The organism is Herbaspirillum sp. GCM10030257 (assembly GCF_042666555.1).
Classification (GTDB): Bacteria; Pseudomonadota; Gammaproteobacteria; order Burkholderiales; family Burkholderiaceae_D; genus Noviherbaspirillum.
This window is the reverse complement of record NZ_JBHTDH010000013.1, coordinates 37,713-58,986: the sequence shown is the minus strand read 5'-3', so window position 1 is coordinate 58,986 and position 21,274 is coordinate 37,713. Positions and strand designations below refer to the sequence as shown.

Here is a 21,274-nt window from a genome sequence, read left to right as displayed (position 1 = left end):
TCTCTGTTTAATTTCTCATTTGGCAGCAGACGACCACATATGATAAGAGCATAATCGACCGGAACTTTGAACGGTTAAAGCAAGTCGATCTCTACGCTCGTCGATTACCGAGGACCGAATACCCATAATGAGGTGTTAATGCAAATGCCGGAACCACTGTGGAACTATGGTGCGATCCCGGCCCCAAATAAGAAACGCCCCGTTCTAGGGGCGTTTCTATTTTCAACTTAACTAGATATTATTTGCAGGAACCTGGCATCCATTTCGCCGGTGTGCCTGCGCATGCCCATGTCGAGATTGTGTTGGAGGCTGCAACAATAGTAGGGGTCATTACGACTTGAACCGCAGTGCCACTCACAGTGCCGTCAACGGTGATCACGCCAGTAGTGGCGTTTACCGCCATCGCTGTAGCATATTGTGTAGCAACAAAGCCCGCACCGCAGCTATCAAGGCCAGTTGCGCCTTTTGTCTGTACAGTTTCGGTAACGCAGGTACGGGCGCTGCTAGCAGCCAGCATCAGTTCAGATGCCTTAGCACGTGCGGTGTAGTCTTGGTAAGCTGGCAATGCGACTGCAGCCAGAATACCAATAATCGCTACAACGATCATCAATTCGATCAGCGTAAAGCCGCGCTGAGCTGTCTGCACCATTTTCATAGAATTCATTTTCATCGATTTCATAATTTTCTCTCCCTTTGAAAGTAGACAGAACATCTGCCATGTCTTTCATATCGCAAGGGCTGTGCCAGCAGGAAACCTTGCTGAAAATGATCAAAAAGAACAAAAATTGTCACATTCAACATGCGCCAGGTCACTCCCGTTGACGATTTTTGTCAGTCCTTATTTAGATGTGCCAGTTTTAGGCATTTGGAATAAAGCTTAGTGACTCCAGACTTCAGATGAGGATAAGGGAGCACCACCTTAAGCCAGACAAAACCGCATTGCAATATTGCAAACATTAATCAAGTCACCATGTCTTAATATTTCCGGCTGCGGGCCAATTTGTCGTCCGTTGATCGAGGGTGCTTGGCTACCTTCTACTCGACTAACCAGGTACCCGGCCGAGCACTGTTTGATGACGACGATATAAGCACCGGGCAAGCCGATCGTAGTTAGCGGTTTGGTAAGGGGAATTTCCTTTTTCCTAGACTGATCATGCAGAATCTCGACTTTGGCTATCAGTCCCTCATTGAGTCGATCACCAATATTTCGCGACGAGTTTACAGTAGGCTGGACGTTGTCTTCGCCGACAAAATAGCGGATCTGGTACTTGGCAAGATTGATAACATCCCAGTCTTGCAAGAAATGCTTTCGGATCGGTTGACCGTTGATCTGAGTGCCGTTGGTACTATTCAGATCTTCCAGAAAAGTACCGTCTTGTCCAAGAGTGATCACTGCGTGCTCGGCGCTGATGGCCGGATGATCAATAACGACGTCATTGTGCGGTGCACGTCCAATAGTCGTGCGCTGTTGTACGAGATTGAGTTCCCGCAGGACCTTTTTACCTAATGACAGAATGATTCTTGGCACAATTTCTCCGGCTGCAATGCAAATACCTTATTAGCAGGTTACGACTTCCAGTTCAGCAGTCGATCTAGGATTCCAATTTTTAGCTGAGGAAGTTTTTCGACCTTCGCCAGGATGACGGAGATGTTGTCATGACCCCCGTTGGCGTTTGCCTGTTGAATCAGGGCTTCGCATAAAGTGGGCAGTTTGGCGCCAGACTGCTCGATAATTTCATGAAATTCGTTTGCGCCTAACATGTCGGACAGCCCATCGGAACAAATAAGGTAGAGATCGCCCTCTTCCACCTGGTGCTCGTGGAGTTCCACCTGCATTCCCGGATCGACGCCAACGGCGCGCGTCACCAGGTTGCGGTTCTGTGCGTAAGGCGCCCACGCTGGGTCAATCAGTCCGGCATCGATCTGCTCCTGGACCAGGGAATGGTCACGGGTAATCTGGACCAATTCGCCTTGTCGCATTCGGTAGGCACGCGAATCGCCTACATGGGCGACAGTCAATTTATTGCCATGGAAGACCACAACGACGATGGTGGTGCCCATGCCGTCATATTGGACATTATCGTTAGCCGCAGTGATGACGGCGGTATTCGCATGCTGGATGGCCTCGGTAATCAACTGGTGTAAGCGCTGATCACGCTTGCGGCCAGAGAGTTGACTGAGCCCGGCTTCAAGCGTCTGTCGTGTTACCTCAACAGCCATCGAGCTTGCCACTTCTCCGGCGTTATATCCCCCCATCCCGTCCGCCAGAATGGCAAAGCCGTATTCCGGACTGATATGGATCGCGTCTTCATTATGCGATCGCACCATTCCGGTATCGGTCTTTCCAGCGAATTCGAGTTCGAGCTTGTATGCCATGGGGCGATTATACGTGGGCGACAATATATTGGCGGTAATGCAAGGTGCTGATCAACTCATACCAATCCCAAGCTGTAACGTGACAAATGAGATCGATGGATTTTTTTGACTGGCAAGGCGCAGGAGGAGTCAATAGCGGGCTATTGACGACGAGTGCAACGCAGGCAGGCGGCTCGGCGCCCCCGGAAAAAGACGCGATCTCATGTTGCGTTATGGGTTGGGATTGGTATCGGTAGTCTGCGGAGATCGATGGTATATCCACCCGGCAAATAAAAACGGGGAGCCGAAGCTCCCCGCAGGTACCTGATCTACTTTACCGGCCTCAACCGGAAGTTTGAGTCTTACTGTATTACAGCGCAGCTTTCAACAGCTTCGCCATTTCCGACGGATTCTTGGTCACGGTGATACCGCACGCTGCCATGATGTCGAGCTTGGCTTGCGCAGTGTCGTCACCACCGGAAATCAACGCACCGGCGTGGCCCATGCGCTTGCCCGGAGGAGCGGTGACGCCGGCGATGAAGCCAATCACTGGCTTCTTCATGTTGTCCTTGATCCAGCGTGCTGCATTGGCTTCGTCAGGGCCGCCGATTTCGCCGATCATGATGACGGCGTCGGTGTCCGGATCGTCGTTGAACATGCGCATGACATCAATGTGCTTCAGACCGTTGATCGGGTCACCGCCGATACCGACTGCGGAAGACTGGCCCAGGCCCAGTGCGGTCAGCTGGCCGACTGCTTCATAGGTCAGTGTGCCGGAACGGGATACCACGCCGATACGGCCCTTCTTGTGGATGTGGCCTGGCATGATGCCGATCTTGATTTCGTCCGGCGTGATGAGGCCCGGGCAGTTCGGTCCGAGCAGCAGGGTTTTGCTGCCGGCTTTTGCCATGCGGTCCTTCAGGGCCAGCATGTCGCGGACCGGGATGCCTTCGGTGATGCAGATGGCGAGATCGAGTTCGGCTTCGACCGCTTCCCAGATCGCGGCAGCGGCGCCTGCGGGTGGAACGTAGATCACCGAGACGGTTGCGCCAGTCTGGTCTTTTGCTTCCTTGACGTTGGCGAAAATGGGGATGCCTTCGAAATCTTCGCCAGCCTTTTTCGGGTTCACGCCAGCGACGAACGCGTTCTTGCCGTTCGCATAGTCGCGGCACATGCGGGTGTGGAACTGGCCGGTCTTGCCTGTGATGCCTTGCGTGATGACTTTGGTGTCTTTATTGATCAGAATCGACATTTATCTTCCCTCGATTATTTACCGTTGGCCGCAGCAACGACTTTCTGCGCGGCTTCTTCCATCGTGTCAGCCGAGATGATCGGCAGGCCGGAGTCGGCCAGCATCTTCTTGCCGAGGTCTTCGTTGGTACCCTTCATGCGCACGACGAGCGGCACCTTGAGGGAAACGGCCTTGGATGCGGTGATCACGCCTTCGGCGATCACGTCGCAGCGCATAATGCCGCCGAAGATGTTGACCAGGATGGCCTTGAGGCCGGGGTTCTTCAGCATGATCTTGAACGCTTCGGTCACTTTCTCTGCCGTGGCGCCACCGCCGACGTCGAGGAAGTTGGCCGGCTCGCCGCCGAACAGTTTGATGGTGTCCATGGTGGCCATTGCCAGGCCTGCGCCGTTCACCAGGCAGCCGATGTTGCCGTCGAGGGAGATGTAGGCGAGGTCGAACTTCGATGCTTCGACTTCCGCTGGATCTTCTTCGTCGAGGTCACGCATGGCGACGATCTCGGGTTGACGGAACAGCGCGTTGGAGTCGAAGTTGAACTTGGCGTCGAGTGCGATGACCTTGCCGTCGCCGGTCAGGATCAGCGGGTTGATTTCGGCCAGCGAGGAATCGGTTTCCCAGTATGCCTTGTACAGGCCTTGCAGCTGCTTGCGTGCGTCGGCGATCGAGCCGGGCGGCACGCCGATCTTGGCGGCGATGGAGTCGGCATCGGCGTCAGTCAGGCCGGTTGCCGGATCGATGACGACCTTGTGGATGAGTTCAGGGTGCTTTTCGGCGACTTCTTCAATGTCCATGCCGCCTTCGCTGGAGGCCATCAGCACGACGCGCTGGCTGAGACGATCGGTCACCATACTGACGTACAGTTCCTTCTTGATGTCCGCGCCTTCTTCGATCAGCAGGCGGCGAACCTTCTGGCCTTCCGGACCGGTCTGGTGCGTAACGAGCTGCATGCCCATGATCGCTTCCGCGTATTCCTTGACCTGCTCGAGCGACTTGGCAACCTTGACGCCGCCGCCCTTGCCGCGGCCACCGGCGTGGATTTGCGCCTTGACGACCCACACCGGGCCTCCAAGAGTTTCGGCCGCCTTGACCGCTTCTTCAACGGAAAAGCACGGGATACCGCGCGGAACCGTCACTCCGTACTTACGGAGGATTTCTTTGCCCTGATACTCATGGATTTTCATGCGAGCTTCCCTTCAGACGCTTAGTAAAAATAACCTTGTTGGAATTAACTTGATTTGGATACTGCTTGTGGTTTTACCGCCCAGCGCGGGTAATACTTGGCAACCGCCTCGCCGTCAGTGCGCAGTGCATGGCAGCGGTCAAGTTGGAATGGCTTGTGTGTCTGTTCATCGGTCGCGGCACCGTCGCGGGTATCGAAGACGTCGCCTGCGAAGGCCTGGATCGCAGCAGTCGGCAAGACCTGCGCCAGTTCGGTGAGATGCGTGCAACCGCTGGTGCCGGACAAACGTCGTTTGACGCCGTCACGAAAACCTTTCATCAGGTTCAGGCCGATCAGTTTTTTATAGTCGGGGCCAATGGTGTCGCAGTGTCCGGGATACGGTACCGCGTCCGACACCGCTTCGGCGTCAACGACATTTAACTGGAGATCAATGGTAAGACGCAGCCAGAGACTGTGGATTGGCTCACCCGCCGGGCGGATGCCTGAAGCCAGTTTGCTATCGCGTGTCTTGGTGTCTGTAATTTGCGCGTCGATGTCCCACAAACCGTCGTCGCGTGCGAACGCTTCGATCTGGATTGCGCGCGTGTGCTTGAGAGCACGGCGTGAGGACGGCGGAGATAAGGGCATAAAGACCAATGCCTGTGAAGCGGCAATATAAAAAGCCGCATTTGCGTGTCGCTGTCGCAGTTTCTACGACAGCAGCCGCTCATGCGGCGCTGCAAAAACCACGAAAGTGTAGCACAGGTCATTGGAGCATAGCCATCGCGACATTTCTATCCATGAAAAAGGAAGAAAATGCTTGTATGGCAAGAAATCTATGAGTCCCCGAAGACACCCTCCGAAGATATTCAAGAATTGAATTTCTTGATCTTCTGTTTTGTTATAACGGAACGGAATCAAAAACCGTATTCAGGATGGGTCTTCATCGGCTTCGGCCCGACGGATCGCTGTCTGAATCGCTGAGTGCGAAAAACCACGCTGCTGGAGGAATCGCATTTGTTTGACCCGCTCGGCAGCGTCAACCGGGGGTTGCTTGAACCGCTTGCGCCAGACTTCGGTGGCACGTGATGCTTCGTCTTGAGACAGTGTCGCCTTGATGTCGCTGAGCGCTTCGCCAGCTATGCCGTGGGTCTGCAATTCGGAAAGGATACGTGTATTGCCAAAGCGGGAGGCTCGGCGATGCACCAGGGATTCGGAAAAACGGGTTTGGGAAAGGAATTTGGAAGCTTCAAGCCAGTCGAGCAATGCTTCGACGTCGTCGCCTTCCTGCGCGTAGCGGGACAATTTGCGGCCAAGCTCAAGCCGACTGTGCTCACGTGTGGATAAATACTTCAGAGCCCGCGCCTTCAGGCTCATTTGCAGCTTTGCCATGGTGTGTCACTTGAAAATTATCACCAGCCTCCGTAAAACCGGAGTCCGGGAACGTACTGTCCTGCGGCTCGCGACCCACAGGGCGTGCATACATGTCGCCGAGTATTCGATGAAGGCGTGTCACTCTCACGTGACATTCTTATCCTGCGATGCCCTCACACTAATCCTGGTGAAATATTCCGGCTTCCGGCGCGGGCTCTTTCACGTGAAGTAAGCTAATACAAAACTAGACCATGGTGCGCGAGACAGACAAACGACACCTGTCCCGCTTATACCGATGTTGCGCGGACTTTACTCGGAATCGGCTGCGGAGGCCGCCGCTGCCGGCACCGCCTGTCCGGGTGGCAATTCAGGAACGCCAAGCGATGCACGTACCTTGTTTTCGATTTCACGCGCCAATTGCGGATGCTCTTTCAGGAAGTTACGCGCATTGTCCTTGCCTTGACCGATACGTTCGCCGTTATAGCTGTACCATGCACCGGCCTTTTCCACGATCTTCGCTTCCGAACCGAGGTCGAGGATTTCACCCTCACGGGATGTGCCTTCGCCATAAAGGATGTCGAAGTGCGCTTCGCGGAACGGAGGGGCAACTTTGTTCTTGACGACTTTGACCTTGGTTTCGTTACCGATGACTTCATCGCCGGACTTGATCGAGCCGGTACGGCGAATATCCAGACGCACGGACGCGTAGAACTTCAGCGCATTACCACCGGTAGTCGTTTCCGGGTTGCCGAACATAACGCCGATTTTCATACGGATCTGGTTAATGAAGATCACCAGCGTATTGGTGCGGTTGATGCTGCCGGTCAGTTTGCGCAGCGCCTGGGACATCAGACGTGCCTGCAAACCTGGCAGGGAGTCACCCATGTCGCCTTCGATTTCGGCACGTGGAGTCAGGGCTGCGACGGAGTCGACGACCACCAGGTCCACACTGCCGGAACGAACCAGCGCATCGCAGATTTCCAGTGCCTGTTCGCCGGTATCCGGCTGCGAAATCAGCAATTCGGACAGGTTCACGCCGAGCTTCTGTGCATACACGACGTCCAGTGCGTGCTCGGCATCGATAAATGCGCAGGTGCCGCCGATTTTTTGCATTTCTGCGATGGCTTGCAGGGTCAGTGTCGTTTTACCCGAGGATTCCGGACCGTAGATTTCAACTACACGGCCACGCGGCAGGCCACCAACGCCGAGAGCGATATCCAGGCCCAGAGAACCCGTCGACACAACCTGCACTTCTTCCGCAACCGCGCCGTCCACCATACGCATCACGGAGCCCTTGCCAAACTGCTTTTCAATCTGCGCCAGTGCCGCCGCGAGTGCCTTGCTCTTTTCGGGATTTTGCGCTGTTTTCTTTTCGTCCATAACGGTATTCTTTCGACGGTTGGTTATTAAGTGATTGGCGAGTCTTCCATCTGGAGGTGCCTTTCAACGTCACAAGGCATACTGTATAAAAAAACAGTGATTGATGCAAGCATCATTTTCCATTGACTCCAATTTTTATTAAGATGGTACTAAAGTGCCAAGTATCGGGCTGGGCAGGCTTCAAAATTCGGTCGATGTAGAGCGTGTATCAATTCAGTAGCGGTTGCACGGTTGCGTGGCCGTTGCCTTGCTGCTATTGACAAAAGGCAATAGACTTACTTATCACCCTGACTGTGGTTTAACTCCTATGCGCATCCTCCTTGCCGAAGACGACAGTGTACTAGCCGATGGCCTTACCCGTTCGCTGCGGCAGTCTGGTTACGCGACGGATTGCGTGAAGAACGGGTTAGAAGCAGACTCTGCCCTGTCGACTCAGGATTTCGACCTGCTGATCCTCGATCTTGGCTTGCCAAAGATGCCGGGACTGGAAGTGCTACGACGCCTACGCGCCCGCAATTCCCGCCTGCCTGTTCTGATTTTGACCGCCGGCGACTCCGTCGAGCAGCGCGTGAAGGGACTGGATCTTGGCGCCGACGACTTTATGGCAAAACCGTTCGCCTTGTCGGAACTGGAAGCGCGCGTACGGGCGCTGACGCGACGCGGTGCCGGGGGAGGTCCGACGGTCATCAAGCATGGCCCGTTGTCGTATGACCAGGTTGGACGAATTGCTTATATGAATGAACAGATGCTGGATCTGTCTGCGCGTGAACTCGGCCTGCTGGAGGTACTGCTGCAACGTACCGGCCGGCTGGTATCCAAAGAACAGCTGGTCGACCACCTGTGCGAATGGGGGGAAGAAGTCAGCAACAACGCCATCGAAGTCTACGTCCATCGTCTGCGCAAGAAAATAGAAGTCGGCGGTGTCCGGATTGCCACAGTCCGTGGCCTGGGCTATTGCCTTGAAAAATTTTCCGATGCCGCAGCACAGGGGGCGCCAGCATCAAGCTGACTTCGCTCATGACCGACTCCCGTCGTGAGGCCGGCTCCGCGCCCGCCTCGGAATCACCCCCATCCACCGCTTACGGAGCAGTCGCTACCCAACCGGAGGAACGCATACAGCGCTCGCTGTTCGGTGAAATCCTGGACTGGATGCTGGTACCGCTCCTGCTTCTATGGCCAATGAGTATCGCCATTACCTATCTGGTTGCCAAATCGATTGCCAACCATCCTTTCGATCGCGCACTTGACGACAATGTGATTGTGGTTGCCCAGCAGGTCAAGGAAGTCAACGGCAAGATCGTGACCCACCTGCCAGGGCCGGCACGCGATATTTTACGCGCCGACGACATCGACAATATCTATTTCCAGGTCACCGGGCCGCTGGGCGAATTCATCGACGGCGACGACGACTTGCCCCTGCCGGTTGAGGAGGAAAAGCCGCCTGCCGGTTCGGTCAAGTTCCGCAATGACGTCGTTCGCGGTGTCGACGTCCGGGTCGCTTATGTCTATATCGACCTGCGTCGTTCGCGCAACAGCAATCCCAAAACAAAAGAATCCAATGTCGTCCTCATACAGGTTGCGGAAACGCTGGATAAGCGCACGCAGCTGGCCAATGAAATCATCAAGGGTGTGATTCTTCCGCAGTTCATCATTCTGCCGATTGCGCTTGCGCTGGTGTGGTTTGCTCTGTCTCGTGGTTTGTCGCCACTGGTCGAATTGCAGCAAAAGATTCGTGCGCGTCGCCCGGATGACTTGAGCCCGATCGATTCGGGCCAGGTACCGGAAGAAATCTCGCCGCTCGTTCGTTCGCTCAACGAGATGCTGGCCCGCCTTTCACAAAGCATCGAAATGCAAAAGCGCTTCATTGCCGATGCCGCCCATCAGATGAAAACACCGCTGGCGGGAATGCGCATGCAGTCTGAATTGGCGCTGCGTGAAACCCGTCAGGAGGAAATTCACCGCTCGCTCGAACAGCTGTCGAAAAGCTCGGAAAGTGCCACCCGGCTTGTGAACCAGTTGCTGGCGCTGGCTCGCGCGGAAAACCAGACGCCGGAAACCAAGCCTTTTGTCCCGCTCGAATTATCGGAACTGGCGCGAAATGTCGTGCATGACTGGGTGCAGCAATCCTTTTCAGAAAGGATAGACCTCGGTTTCGAACAGCCAGGACACCCTGTGATGGTGATGGGAAATCCGATGATGCTGCGGGAATTACTCAACAACCTGATCGACAATGCGCTGCGTTATACGCCACACGACGGCCACGTCACCGTGCGGGTGCGCACCAATGTGACGGAAGAACAGGCGATCCTGGAAGTCGAAGATACCGGCCCCGGCATTCCTTCGGCGGAGCGGGGGCATGTTTTCGAACGCTTTTATCGGATCCTGGGAAGCAACGTGGAAGGAAGCGGCCTGGGTCTCGCCATCGTGCGCGAAATCGCGCAGCAACACGGGGCGGCAGTCGACATTTTCAACAATCCGCATTCTCAGGATCCCAAGCATCCCGGCAGCCTGTTCCGTGTCACGCTGCGTATGGAGCAGCGCCCGGATTTTATCGAGGACATAGGCTGATGGATTCTCAACAACTCCTGCAACGCCGCAAATTGTACTGGCGCCGCGTACAGCGCTTCACCCTGGTGCTGCTTGGCCTCTGGTTTTTCATGACCTTCGGGATGATTTTCTTCGCGCGCGAACTATCCGGATTCACCATTCTCGGCTGGCCGTTTTCGTTTTACATGGCGGGGCAAGGCCTGACCGTTTTCTATCTCCTTATTGTCTTCGTCTACATGCAGTACATGAACCGACTGGACAGACTGCTCAACGACGAGCCTCCCCATGCCGAATAAGCCGTTCTTTCGCCGCCTCATCAGGTATTACAGCTGGTACACAGTGGGCTTCATCGTTTTTCTGATTTCCTTGTCCATCCTGGAAAAAGAAGGCTTTCCGCGCGCATGGATCGGCTACATGTTCATGTTTTCAACGATCGTGCTGTATGCGGGCATCGGTGTACTCAGTCGCACCTCCGATGTGTCCGAATATTACGTCGCGGGACGACGCGTGCCGGCGATGTTCAATGGCATGGCGACCGCGGCTGACTGGATGTCGGCAGCAAGCTTCATCAGTCTTGCGGGCGGCCTGTATGTATTGGGTTTCGACGGCCTGGCCTACATTCTTGGCTGGACCGGCGGCTATTGTCTGGTTGCACTGCTGATTGCTCCGTTCATCAACAAGTTTGGGCAATACACCATTCCGGATTTTCTGGCAGCCCGCTATGCCGGCAGCTACAGCGGAAATATCGTGCGCGTGCTGGCCGTCATCGCAACCGTGATGGTGTCCTTCACCTACGTAGTCGCGCAGATCTATGGGGTCGGACTCATTACTTCCCGCTTTACCGGCGTCGATTTTTCGGTCGGTATTTTTCTTGGGCTGGCCAGCATCCTGGTGTGCTCCTTCCTTGGCGGGATGCGGGCGATCACATGGACGCAGGTCGCGCAGTACATCATCATCATCATCGCTTACATGATTCCGGTCATATGGCTGTCGGTGAAACATACAAACGTCCCGGTTCCGCAACTGGCCTACGGCTCGGCCCTATCCAAGCTCAGCGAACGCGAAAAGGAGCTTAACGCCGATCCGATGGAACAGCAGGTTCGCGATATTTTTCAGCGCCGTGCGGAAAAGTACGATGACATGCTGAAGAACCTGCCCAAGTCCTGGGAAGAGGGCCTGGTCGACATGCAGCACCATGTCGAAGATCTCAAGCGCAGTAATGCGTCGCTGATTGAAATCAAGGCAGCAAGCAGGATGCTCGCCGCCTATCCGAAGGATCCGATAGAGGCCGACCGCAAATGGCGCGAGGCGAAAGCCCAAAACCTCGCGCGGGCGGAACCTGTCGTTGCGCATGAAACCCCTTTTCCAGGAAAGACCAAGGAAGCGTCCGACACCAAACGCAATAACTTTCTCGCCCTTGTCCTTTGCCTGATGATGGGAACCGCTGCCCTGCCCCATATCCTGGTCCGTTTCTACACGACGCCCTCTGTACCTCAGGCGCGGCGCTCGGTATTCTGGACCTTATTCTTCATCATGTTGCTGTACATCACCGTGCCGGCCCTCGCGGTTCTTGTGAAGTACGACATCTACAGTTCTCTGGTCGGCACGCCATTCTCAAAACTGCCGTCCTGGGTCTCGTATTGGGCCAGCGTGGACAAGATCAATCCGCTGGTGTCGATCACCGACTTGAATCGCGACGGCATAGTGCAGCTAGCCGAAATCGTCATGGATGGCGATATCGTCGTACTTGCGACGCCGGAGATCGCTGGCTTGCCCTATGTGATTTCCGGGCTGGTGGCGGCAGGCGGACTGGCGGCGGCATTGTCCACCGCGGATGGACTGCTACTCACTATTTCCAATGCGCTGTCTCATGATATTTACTACAAGACCGTGGATCCCATGGCGTCGACGCAGAAGCGCGTGACGATTTCCAAGTTGCTGTTGCTGGTTGTCGCCCTAGTTGCGGCCTACGCGGCATCCCTGAAACCGGGCGATATTCTTTCGATGGTCGGCGCCGCATTCTCGCTCGCAGCATCGACACTGTTTCCCGCTCTTGTTTTGGGCGTTTTCTGGAAGCGGGCGAACCAGCAAGGTGCCATTGCCGGCATCCTGATCGGTTTTGCCGTATGTGTGTTTTACATGCTCCGCACCTATCCTGCACTCGGCGGTTCCTCGCTGAATCAGTGGTTCAGCATCGCGCCGATCTCGGCAGGTGTGTTCGGTGTTCCTGCGGGTTTCATCTCTATCGCACTGGTCAGCCTGTTGACCAGTGCACCGGATCGGGGCACTGACGCCCTGGTAGAGCATATCCGCACACCTTGACACCCTTTTGCCATTGGATTGGGAAACTGCCGGCGCCTGCCCAGAGGCAACAACGGTATCGTTCCCTGCTGGCACGCTTCTGGCATAAAGCATGACGAAGCGCAGCGACCGGCGGTGGCCGTAGCGTTATGCTATCCGGATAACCATACAAAACAAGCCATGCCCAACTTTTTTGATGAAATGTATGTGGACGGCCCCTCTTCTGTCCGCGCTCACTATCGGCAATTTCAGCAGTGGCTGTCACACCAGCCTCCGGAAATCATTGAGCGCAAACGAACGGAAGCCGACTTCATTTTTCGCCGGGTAGGCATCACCTTCGCGGTCTACGGCAACGATGCCGGTACCGAACGCCTGATTCCCTTCGACATTATTCCACGCATCATTCCAGCCAAGGAATGGGAACGACTGGAGACGGGTCTGGTACAGCGCGTGAAAGCGCTGAACATGTTCATTCACGATATCTATCACGACCAGCATATCGTCAAGGCCGGTGTCGTACCTGCCGAGCAGATATTCCGGAATGCGCAGTATCGGCCTGAGATGCAGGGCATCTCCGTAGCTTCTGATATCTATGCGCATATCGCAGGCGTCGATATCGTCCGCGCGGGTGAAGGAGAGTTCTACGTTCTTGAAGACAACCTGCGCGTGCCCTCCGGTGTATCGTACATGCTTGAAGACCGCAAGATGATGATGCGGCTGTTTCCAGAACTCTTCGCGCACTACAAGGTTGCGCCGGTGGCCCACTATCCCGACATGCTGCTGGATAATCTGCGTTCGGTGGCACCGCTCGGCGTCGTCGATCCGACAGTCGTCGTCATGACGCCAGGCATGTACAACTCGGCCTATTTCGAGCATGCGTTCCTGGCACAGCAGATGGGCGTGGAATTAGTTGAAGGCAAGGACTTGTTCGTCGATGACAATGCGGTCTACATGCGCACCACGCGCGGACCGAAGCGCATTGATGTCATCTACCGACGCATCGACGACGACTTCCTTGATCCGCTGGCCTTCCGCCCGGATTCTTCGCTGGGCGTGCCCGGATTGCTGTCGGTGTACCGCGCCGGTCGCGTTACGCTGGCCAATGCCATCGGTACCGGTGTCGCGGACGACAAATCGATCTATCCGTATGTGCCGAACATGATCAAGTTCTACCTGTCGGAAGACCCGATCCTGAATAACGTCCCGACTTACCAGTGCCGCAAGACGGAAGATCTTCAGTACACGCTGGACAAGCTACCGGAGCTGGTTGTCAAGGAAGTGCACGGTGCCGGGGGGTACGGCATGCTGGTGGGTCCGGCATCAACCAAGGCCGAGATCGAAGCTTTCCGCCAGCGTCTGATCGCCAGGCCCGACAGTTACATTGCACAACCGACCCTCGCCCTGTCGGCGTGCCCGACCTACGTCGAATCGGGGATCGCTCCCCGCCATATTGACCTGCGTCCTTTCGTCCTGTCCGGAGAAACGGTTTCCATGGTCAAGGGCGGCCTGACCCGCGTTGCATTGAAAGAAGGCTCGCTGGTCGTGAATTCGTCGCAGGGAGGTGGCACCAAGGACACCTGGGTTTTGGAGAAATAAGATGCTGAGTCGAACCGCAGACCACTTGTTCTGGATGGCACGCTATACCGAGCGTGCCGAAAACACCGCACGCATGCTGGACGTGAATGTCCAGACCGCCCTGCTGCCCCAGTCGGCGGAAGCCGCCGAGCAGGGATGGCGTGCGATGCTTGGCATTTCCGAATTGCTGAGCGCTTTCGATGACAAACATGGGCTGCTCACCGCGAAGGACGTACTCGACTTCATGGTGCGCGATCCGGACAATCCTTCATCCATCGTATCCTGCCTGACGCAGGCTCGCGAAAATGCGCGTGCCGTGCGCGGCACGCTAACCACGGAAGTGTGGGAAACCCAGAACGCCACCTATCTCGACCTGCAGGTTAAGCTGCGCAGCGGCATGCTGGAGCGCGACCCAAGCGCGTTTTTCGAATGGGTCAAATACCGGTCCCACCTGTCACGCGGCGTTACCATTGGCACGATGCTCAAGGATGAAGCTTTCTATTTCATCCGTCTCGGCACCTTTCTCGAGCGAGCGGACAACACTGCCCGCATTCTCGACGTGAAGTTTCACGGAGCAAACCCGGATGCATATGCGGACGCGCACCCCAATGAAGAGGCGCAGCGCGACTTCTATTACTGGGCAGCGATCCTGCGCTCGGTATCTGCTTTTGAAATTTATCGCAAGGTCTATCGCGATGTAATCACGCCCGAACGCGTGGCCGAGCTGCTGATGCTGCGGGGAGATATGCCGCGGTCACTGCTGGCGTGTCTCGAAGAGGTGGTCAACAATCTGCAGCATGTGCGCAATGACGTGTCCGCTGGGACCGAACGCTTTGCCGGGCGCCTGCATGCGGAACTGAAATTCGGCAATATCGAAGAGATCCTGAAAGACGGTTTGCACGACTACCTGACACAGTTTCTGGAACGTATCTACGAACTTGGCAATCGCGTCAGTCGCGATTTCCTGGTTCCTCTGGCAGCCTGAGGCTGGAGCCCTGAGAATGCGACACTTCATTCGCCATGAAACGGTATATCGCTATACGGCACCGTTGAACTATACGATCCAGCAACTGCGCCTGTCGCCCCGTAGCGAACCGCACCAGCGCACCGTTTCCTGGAACATCAGCAGCAGCGGGAGACAACATGCTTTTGTCGATGCGTTCGGCAATCTTTGCCACATGCTGACGATCTGCGGTCAACATGACGAAGTACGCATCGTTGCATCCGGCGTCGTGGAGATCACAGCGCTGGACCGGGGCCGCCTCACCACGCCCAACGAGTTCTCTCCGCTGGTATTCACCATGCCGACTCGTTTGACGGAGTCGGACGAGAGCATTGCCGAGTTCGCCCATGCGCATTTGTCCGCTGGCGCCGATAGTTCGCGGCTGCTCGGATTGGCTGAAGCGATCCAGGGCACGGTGGCCTACCAGACCGGCGCCACGGTGGTCACTTCGACGGCCGCCGAGGCACTACGTCTTGCGCGTGGCGTTTGCCAGGACCATGCCCATCTGTTCCTCGCCTGCTGCCATGTCCTCGGTATCCCGGCCCGTTATGTATCCGGCTACATTGATCCGGGCGATACGGCGCACGCTGAAAGCCATGCCTGGGTTGACATCTGGGTGGAAGAATCCGGTTTTTCCGGTTGGGTCAGCGTCGATGTGACGCACGCTCGTTTTACGGACGCCTCGCATTGCCGTCTTGCCATTGGACGGGACTACGACTCGGCTGCCCCGATTCGCGGTGTCCGGCGCGGTGGCGGAAACGAGACGCTCAGCGTCAGGGTCGATGTTTCACCGACAACGCCCGCATCGTTGTAAGTAGACACAATCGGAAAGCGAAAAGGCTATTCCGCAGGGGAGCATGCAGGCTTCCTGTAAAATTCCCATTTTGCGTTCTGTGTTGCAACCATGACTTATTGCGTCGCCATGCGCCTCGAAGCGGGGCTGGTTTTCCTGTCGGATTCGCGTACCAACGCGGGGGTCGATCAGGTCAGCACGTTTCGCAAGATGACGGTCTTTGAAAATCCCGGCGATCGCATGATGGTGCTGATGAGCGCGGGGAACTTGTCAATTTCCCAATCCATACGCCAAATTATCGCCGAGCGCAAAAGCGCTTCCGGCAAAAGTATCTGGACGGCTGCCACCATGGATGAAGCAGCCCAGATTGTCGGTGAGGCGGTCCGTACCGTGTATGAACGCGATGCCAAATCGCTGCGTGAATTCGGTATCGACTTCAACGTCAGCCTGATTTTCGGCGGACAGATCAAGGGCGAGCGTTGCCGCTTGTTCCAGGTTTATTCGGCCGGCAACTTCATCGAATCCCACAACGAAAACACCTATTTCCAGATCGGCGAGGCGAAATACGGCAAGCCGATCATTGACCGTGTCGTCACGCCGGCCACACCGCTTGATGAAGCGGCGAAGTGTGCGCTTATCTCCATGGATTCGACTTTGCGCTCGAATGTCTCGGTCGGCTTGCCGCTGGACTTGCTGATTTATCAAACCGATACGCTGTCGGTAACGCGTTTTGTCACGATCGATGAAAAAAACCAGTACTTCCGGACGATTCGCGATACCTGGGGCAAGCAGCTGAAAGCCATTTTCGAAGGCATTGCAGACCCGATATGGAATGCCACGTCCGAAACTGATCCGAATGTCCTGTCGACCAGCGCGACGCGCAACCAGCCGGTACGTGTGCCGCCGCCAGAGGGCGTGGCGACGTCAAATACGCCTGGCCCGTTGCAAACCCTGGCCCAGGATGGTCGAAACCGGCAGCAGCATTAGAGATGAGAAAGCGCTGTCAAGCTTCTTGAAATAGCATGCAAAGCAAACAAGGCGCCCGCGGGCGCCTTGTTTGCTTTGCATTACTTGCGTTGTTTGCTTCGTACCGGATCGGTACGAAGGCTTTTCATAATGCCGGGTCAGACTACCTGGGTAGGTGCTTCGTCACCCTGGCGTTCGCGGATTTCGCCAATACGGCTGACGTTCTCGCCGGCAGCCTTCAGTTGTGCAATCGCGGCATCCGCATTTTCTTTCGATACGATCACGACCATGCCGATACCGCAGTTGAAGACGCGATGCATTTCAGCGTCCGCCACATTGCCGTGCTGTTGCAGCCAGGTGAACAGCGGCGGCATGGTCCATGCATCACGATGCAAGACCGCGGTCAGCTTGTCACGCAGTACACGGGGCACGTTTTCCACCAGACCACCGCCGGTGATGTGCGCCATGCCCTTGACTTCCAGTGTCTCCATCAGCGCCAGCAACGGCTTGACGTAGATATGGGTCGGTTCGAGCAGCACGTCGGCAAGGCGACGGCCATGGAAGTCGGCATTCAAGTCCGGTTGCGCCACCGAAATGATCTTGCGGACGAGCGAATAACCGTTGGAGTGCGCGCCGGAAGAGGCCAGGCCCAGCACCACGTCACCCGGGATAATCTTGCTTCCGTCGATGATTTTGGATTTTTCCACCGCACCGACCGCAAAACCAGCCAGGTCGTACTCGCCATCAGGATACATGCTCGGCATTTCAGCGGTTTCGCCGCCAATCAGTGCGCAGCCGGCCAGTTCGCAACCCCGGGCGATGCCCTTGATCACATCGGTCGCCGACGGCACGTCGAGCTTGCCGCAAGCAAAATAATCCAGGAAGAACAAGGGTTCTGCGCCCTGCACCAGGATATCGTTGACGCTCATCGCGACCAGATCGATGCCAACCGTGTCGTGCTTGTTGAGGTGGAACGCCAGCTTCAGCTTGGTGCCAACGCCGTCGGTACCGGACACCAGCACCGGTTCCTTATATTTTTTGCTGATTTCGAACAATGCGCCAAAGCCGCCAATGCCGCCAAGCACTCCTTCCCGCATGGTGCGTTTGGCAAAGGGCTTGATGGCTTCGACCAGGGCATCGCCCGCGTCAATGTCGACACCGGCGTCGCGGTAGGAGAGGGAAACGTTGGAAGTGGAACTCATGATAAGAATGGGTGCAGAGGCGGTAAAATAGGCGGTTAGGGGCCAAAATCCGGCGACCAAACCGCTATTTTAACAAACCGATCCGTCCAAGCTTCCAGTTTCATGCCATTTTCTTTCCATCCCGAGCAGAAACCCGGCCAACGCGGCAGCACACGGCTACCGTCATGAGGCAATTAGTGCTCGACCTGGGTGCGGAAAAACCGCCAACCCTGGAATCCTTCGTTGTAGGTCAAAACGCAGAGCTGGCGCAGCTTCTGCGGCTTTTTGCACGGCGCGCACAGCCTGGGCCATCGGACCGTTTTGTCTATCTCTGGGGCGAGCCCGGGGCCGGCAAGACACATCTGCTGCATGCCCTGGCGGCGGAAGGTAATGGCCGCTATATCCCGGCCGGCTCGCCCGAAAGCGACTACCTGTACGATCCGGCCGTTTCCCTATACCTGATGGACGATTGCCACTTGCTGCCAGCCGACGCACAGATCTCCGCCTTTGCCCTGTTCAACCAGGTCAAGGAAAATGGCGGCCTGCTGGTCAGCGCCGGCGACAAGCCGCCAGTCGGACTGGCCCTGCGCGAGGATCTCCGTACCCGTCTTGGCTGGGGATTGATTTATAAGGTGCACGGCCTCACCGACGAGGAAAAAATCTCCGCGCTGACCCAAGCCGCACAGGCGCGCGGCATCAACCTGTCGCCTGGCGTGTTACCCTATCTGATCACCCATTTCCGTCGGGACATGCGTTCCCTGTCGGCGATGCTCGATGCCCTGGACCAATACTCCCTGGAGACCCAGCGCCCGATCACGCTGCCGCTGTTACGCAGCCTGTTGCAACTCGAAGGTGAACCAAAAGCATAATGAATCTTGCCCTATTCGATCTAGACCATACCCTGATACCGCTGGACTCCGATTACGAGTGGGGCCAATTCCTGGTACGCATCGGCGCCGTCGATGCCGACGAATTCGCCCGCCGCAATGCCGCCTTTTATGCCCAATATGAAGCCGGCACCCTCGACCCCGTCGAGTACCTTGAGTTTGCACTGGGCACACTGGCACAGTTCCCTCGTCGCGAACTTGATGCCTGGCACCGCCAGTTCATGGCTGAAGTCATCGAGCCTGGGATCAAACCGGCGGCGCTTGAACTGCTGGCACGCCACCGTGATGCCGGTGACGAGATTGCCATCATCACGGCGACCAACCGCTTTGTGACCGCACCGATCGCACAGGCGCTCGGCGTCAATAACCTGATCGCCGCGGAACCCGAAGTTAACGCGGAAGGTGAAATCACCGGCAAGCTGCTCGGCATTCCGACCTCCGGTCCCGGGAAGGTCATCCATACCAATGCATGGCTGGCCGCGCAAGGCAAGACCTTGTCGAGCTACGAGCGCAGCTATTTCTACAGCGATTCCCAGAACGATATACCGTTGCTATCCGCCGTTTCCAATCCGATTGCCACCAACCCGAACGCCTTGCTGAAAGCGCATGCACAAGCACAAGGCTGGCCCATCCTTTCCCTGTTCGAATGATTAAAAAGTTTATCAAGCGCATACTCGGCGTAAAGAATAAAGCGGCCGCCCACCAGCCAGTGATACTCGGCCCGAATGAACATGGCATCAATCCGCAGTTGCTGTCGCCGAATGCGGTACGCGTAACGCAGACGTTGCAGGAAGCGGGTTTCAAGGCCTTTGTCGTCGGCGGTGCGGTGCGCGACCTGCTGCTTGGGGTAAAGCCCAAGGATTTCGACGTCGCCACCAATGCGACACCCGAGCAGGTCAAGCGCCTGTTCCGGCGCGCCTTCATCATCGGCAAGCGCTTCCAGATCGTGCATGTCATGTTCGGCCAGGACATCATCGAGGTGACCACCTTCCGTGGCGCGTCGGCGGAGAGCGCGGTCAAGGATGAACATGGCCGCGTGCTGCGCGACAACACCTTCGGTGAACAGCATGAAGATGCGGTGCGCCGTGACTTCACCATCAATGCGATGTACTACGATCCGGCGAATCAGCAGGTGCTCGATTACCACAACGGCATCGCCGATATCCGCAACAAGACGCTGCGCATCATTGGCGTGCCGGAAGCACGCTACCGTGAAGATCCGGTGCGCCTGCTGCGGGTGGTGCGCTTTGCCGCAAAGCTTGGGTTCGAAATCGATCCGGAGACGCGTGAACCGATCAAGGTGATGGCGCCGCTGATCAACAACGTGCCGGCCGCACGCGTGTTCGATGAAATGCTCAAGTTGCTGATGAGCGGACAAGCCCTCGCCTGCCTGCAGCAGTTGCGCAAGGAAGGTTTGCATCACGGCCTGCTGCCACTGCTTGACGTCGTGCTGGAACAACCGCTCGGCGAAAAGTTTGTCACACTGGCGCTGGCCGGTACCGACCAGCGCATACGCGAAGGCAAGCCGGTTTCCCCGGGCTTCCTGTTTGCATCGCTACTATGGCATCAAGTCGTTGAAAAGTGGACCGCCTACCAGGCGGCAGGCGAGTATCCGATCCCGGCCCTCCATCTTGCCGCTGACGATGTGCTCAATACCCAGACCGAAAAGCTGGCCCTGCAGCGCAAGATTGCCACCGATATGCGGGACATCTGGGCCATGCAGCCACGCTTTGAGCGCCGCGTCGGCAAGTCACCGTACAAGATGCTCGAACACACGCGTCTGCGTGCCGGTTATGACTTCCTGCTGCTGCGCTGTGCATCGGGTGAAATCGATGCGGAGATCGGTGACTGGTGGACCGCCTTCATGGCTGCCGATGGGCCGGGGCGTGAAGAGTTACTGGCGCGAAAACCGAAATCCGAAGGTGACAGCCAGGCACCGAAAAAGCGTCGCCGTCGCGGCGGACGCAGCAAGCCGAAAGGCGCGCCGGCGGAAGGCAGCGCGCAATGAGCATGACGAATGAGGCGCGGACCGCCTGCTACATCGGCATTGGCGCCAACCTTGGCGATGCGCGGGACCAGGTGGAGCGGGCAATTGCCCGCATCGGGGAGTTGCCGTCGAGTTCGCTTACTGCGCAGTCCAGCTTGTTCCGAACCGCTCCGATGGATGCCGGCGGCGATGATTACATCAATGCGGTCGTCAAGCTCGAAACCAGCCTGACCGCATCCGCGCTACTCGATCACTTGCAGGCGATAGAACAGGATTTCGGGCGCGAACGCCCCTATGTCAATGCCCCGCGCACAATGGATCTTGACCTGCTGCTTTATGGACAATCGACAATAAGGAGCGACAAGCTGACGGTACCGCACCCACGCATGACACAGCGCGCGTTCGTGCTGATTCCGTTGCTTCAAATCGATCCCTTTATCCAGATTCCAGGCAAAGGGGCAGCACACAGTTTTGTGCCGGCTGTCGCTGGCCAGGCTATCCAGAAAATCTAAAG

21 protein-coding genes are annotated in these 21,274 nt (G+C 56.5%); 12 read left to right on the top strand and 9 right to left on the bottom strand.

Translation table 11 applies throughout. The features are described 5' to 3' along the window. Positions 1-238: 238 nt before the first annotated feature. The 8 genes from ACFQUU_RS18900 to recA form a co-directional block, all read right to left on the bottom strand. A complete protein-coding gene (locus tag ACFQUU_RS18900; protein WP_382249673.1) occupies positions 239-679 on the bottom strand; it encodes a prepilin-type N-terminal cleavage/methylation domain-containing protein in 441 nt (146 codons plus the stop codon). A gap of 240 nt (positions 680-919) precedes the next feature. After that, positions 920-1,528 (bottom strand): FHA domain-containing protein, encoded by a 609-nt coding sequence (locus tag ACFQUU_RS18895; protein WP_382249672.1) that lies wholly within the window; start codon positions 1,526-1,528, stop codon positions 920-922. A gap of 38 nt (positions 1,529-1,566) precedes the next feature. Further along, positions 1,567-2,376 carry a Stp1/IreP family PP2C-type Ser/Thr phosphatase gene (locus ACFQUU_RS18890; protein WP_382249671.1) on the bottom strand — a complete coding sequence of 270 codons (810 nt, stop codon included), beginning with the start codon at positions 2,374-2,376 and terminating at the stop codon, positions 1,567-1,569. Between the two features lie 349 nt (positions 2,377-2,725). Then, on the bottom strand, positions 2,726-3,607 hold the full coding sequence (sucD, locus tag ACFQUU_RS18885; RefSeq protein ID WP_057291873.1) for a succinate--CoA ligase subunit alpha: 882 nt from the start codon (positions 3,605-3,607) through the stop codon (positions 2,726-2,728). Positions 3,608-3,621: 14 nt separating this feature from the next. Further along, positions 3,622-4,788 carry an ADP-forming succinate--CoA ligase subunit beta gene (gene sucC, locus ACFQUU_RS18880; RefSeq protein WP_382249670.1) on the bottom strand — a complete coding sequence of 389 codons (1,167 nt, stop codon included), beginning with the start codon at positions 4,786-4,788 and terminating at the stop codon, positions 3,622-3,624. Between the two features lie 44 nt (positions 4,789-4,832). Further along, positions 4,833-5,414 carry a DUF2889 domain-containing protein gene (locus ACFQUU_RS18875; RefSeq protein ID WP_382249669.1) on the bottom strand — a complete coding sequence of 194 codons (582 nt, stop codon included), beginning with the start codon at positions 5,412-5,414 and terminating at the stop codon, positions 4,833-4,835. 282 nt (positions 5,415-5,696) lie between these two features. Further along, positions 5,697-6,158, bottom strand: a complete 462-nt coding sequence (recX, locus tag ACFQUU_RS18870; RefSeq protein WP_382249668.1) for a recombination regulator RecX — start codon at positions 6,156-6,158, stop codon at positions 5,697-5,699. Between the two features lie 291 nt (positions 6,159-6,449). Next, the gene (gene recA / locus ACFQUU_RS18865) at positions 6,450-7,520 is read right to left on the bottom strand and encodes a recombinase RecA (RefSeq protein ID WP_382249667.1); all 1,071 of its coding nucleotides are present in this window, start codon (positions 7,518-7,520) and stop codon (positions 6,450-6,452) included. Positions 7,521-7,827: 307 nt separating this feature from the next. Here recA and ACFQUU_RS18860 point away from each other — a divergent pair, with 307 nt between their 5' ends. The 8 genes from ACFQUU_RS18860 (at position 7,828) to ACFQUU_RS18825 (ending at position 16,726) form a co-directional block, all read left to right on the top strand. After that, positions 7,828-8,529 carry a response regulator transcription factor gene (locus ACFQUU_RS18860; protein WP_057291878.1) on the top strand — a complete coding sequence of 234 codons (702 nt, stop codon included), beginning with the start codon at positions 7,828-7,830 and terminating at the stop codon, positions 8,527-8,529. Between the two features lie 8 nt (positions 8,530-8,537). Beyond that, complete coding sequence (locus ACFQUU_RS18855) at positions 8,538-10,088, top strand: sensor histidine kinase N-terminal domain-containing protein (protein ID WP_382249666.1); 1,551 nt, start codon at positions 8,538-8,540, stop codon at positions 10,086-10,088. Next, a complete protein-coding gene (locus tag ACFQUU_RS18850) occupies positions 10,088-10,363 on the top strand; it encodes a DUF4212 domain-containing protein (protein WP_382249665.1) in 276 nt (91 codons plus the stop codon). The genes ACFQUU_RS18855 and ACFQUU_RS18850 overlap by 1 nt, the downstream gene beginning before the upstream one ends. Then, the gene (locus ACFQUU_RS18845; protein ID WP_382249664.1) at positions 10,353-12,389 is read left to right on the top strand and encodes a sodium:solute symporter family protein; all 2,037 of its coding nucleotides are present in this window, start codon (positions 10,353-10,355) and stop codon (positions 12,387-12,389) included. Before ACFQUU_RS18850 ends, ACFQUU_RS18845 begins: the two co-directional genes overlap by 11 nt. Positions 12,390-12,548: 159 nt before the next feature. Continuing rightward, entirely contained in the window at positions 12,549-13,964 is a 1,416-nt protein-coding gene (locus ACFQUU_RS18840) for a circularly permuted type 2 ATP-grasp protein (protein ID WP_382249663.1), read from the top strand. A gap of 1 nt (position 13,965) precedes the next feature. Then, a complete protein-coding gene (locus ACFQUU_RS18835; RefSeq protein ID WP_382249662.1) occupies positions 13,966-14,928 on the top strand; it encodes an alpha-E domain-containing protein in 963 nt (320 codons plus the stop codon). Between the two features lie 16 nt (positions 14,929-14,944). After that, on the top strand, positions 14,945-15,760 hold the full coding sequence (locus tag ACFQUU_RS18830) for a transglutaminase N-terminal domain-containing protein (RefSeq protein ID WP_382249661.1): 816 nt from the start codon (positions 14,945-14,947) through the stop codon (positions 15,758-15,760). A gap of 90 nt (positions 15,761-15,850) precedes the next feature. After that, on the top strand, positions 15,851-16,726 hold the full coding sequence (locus ACFQUU_RS18825) for a peptidase (RefSeq protein WP_382249660.1): 876 nt from the start codon (positions 15,851-15,853) through the stop codon (positions 16,724-16,726). A 137-nt stretch (positions 16,727-16,863) separates the two neighbouring features. Here ACFQUU_RS18825 and purM read toward each other — a convergent pair whose 3' ends face one another. Next, entirely contained in the window at positions 16,864-17,907 is a 1,044-nt protein-coding gene (gene purM, locus ACFQUU_RS18820) for a phosphoribosylformylglycinamidine cyclo-ligase (RefSeq protein WP_382249659.1), read from the bottom strand. A 164-nt stretch (positions 17,908-18,071) separates the two neighbouring features. Between purM and hda the strand changes: the two genes are divergently transcribed. The 4 genes from hda to folK are packed head-to-tail and all read left to right on the top strand — an operon-like array spanning position 18,072 to position 21,272. Beyond that, positions 18,072-18,755 carry a DnaA regulatory inactivator Hda gene (gene hda / locus ACFQUU_RS18815; protein WP_382249658.1) on the top strand — a complete coding sequence of 228 codons (684 nt, stop codon included), beginning with the start codon at positions 18,072-18,074 and terminating at the stop codon, positions 18,753-18,755. Continuing rightward, complete coding sequence (locus tag ACFQUU_RS18810) at positions 18,755-19,423, top strand: HAD family hydrolase (RefSeq protein WP_382249657.1); 669 nt, start codon at positions 18,755-18,757, stop codon at positions 19,421-19,423. The genes hda and ACFQUU_RS18810 overlap by 1 nt, the downstream gene beginning before the upstream one ends. Further along, entirely contained in the window at positions 19,420-20,781 is a 1,362-nt protein-coding gene (gene pcnB, locus ACFQUU_RS18805; RefSeq protein ID WP_382249656.1) for a polynucleotide adenylyltransferase PcnB, read from the top strand. Before ACFQUU_RS18810 ends, pcnB begins: the two co-directional genes overlap by 4 nt. Next, on the top strand, positions 20,778-21,272 hold the full coding sequence (gene folK / locus ACFQUU_RS18800; protein WP_382249655.1) for a 2-amino-4-hydroxy-6-hydroxymethyldihydropteridine diphosphokinase: 495 nt from the start codon (positions 20,778-20,780) through the stop codon (positions 21,270-21,272). Before pcnB ends, folK begins: the two co-directional genes overlap by 4 nt. Positions 21,273-21,274: the final 2 nt, after the last annotated feature.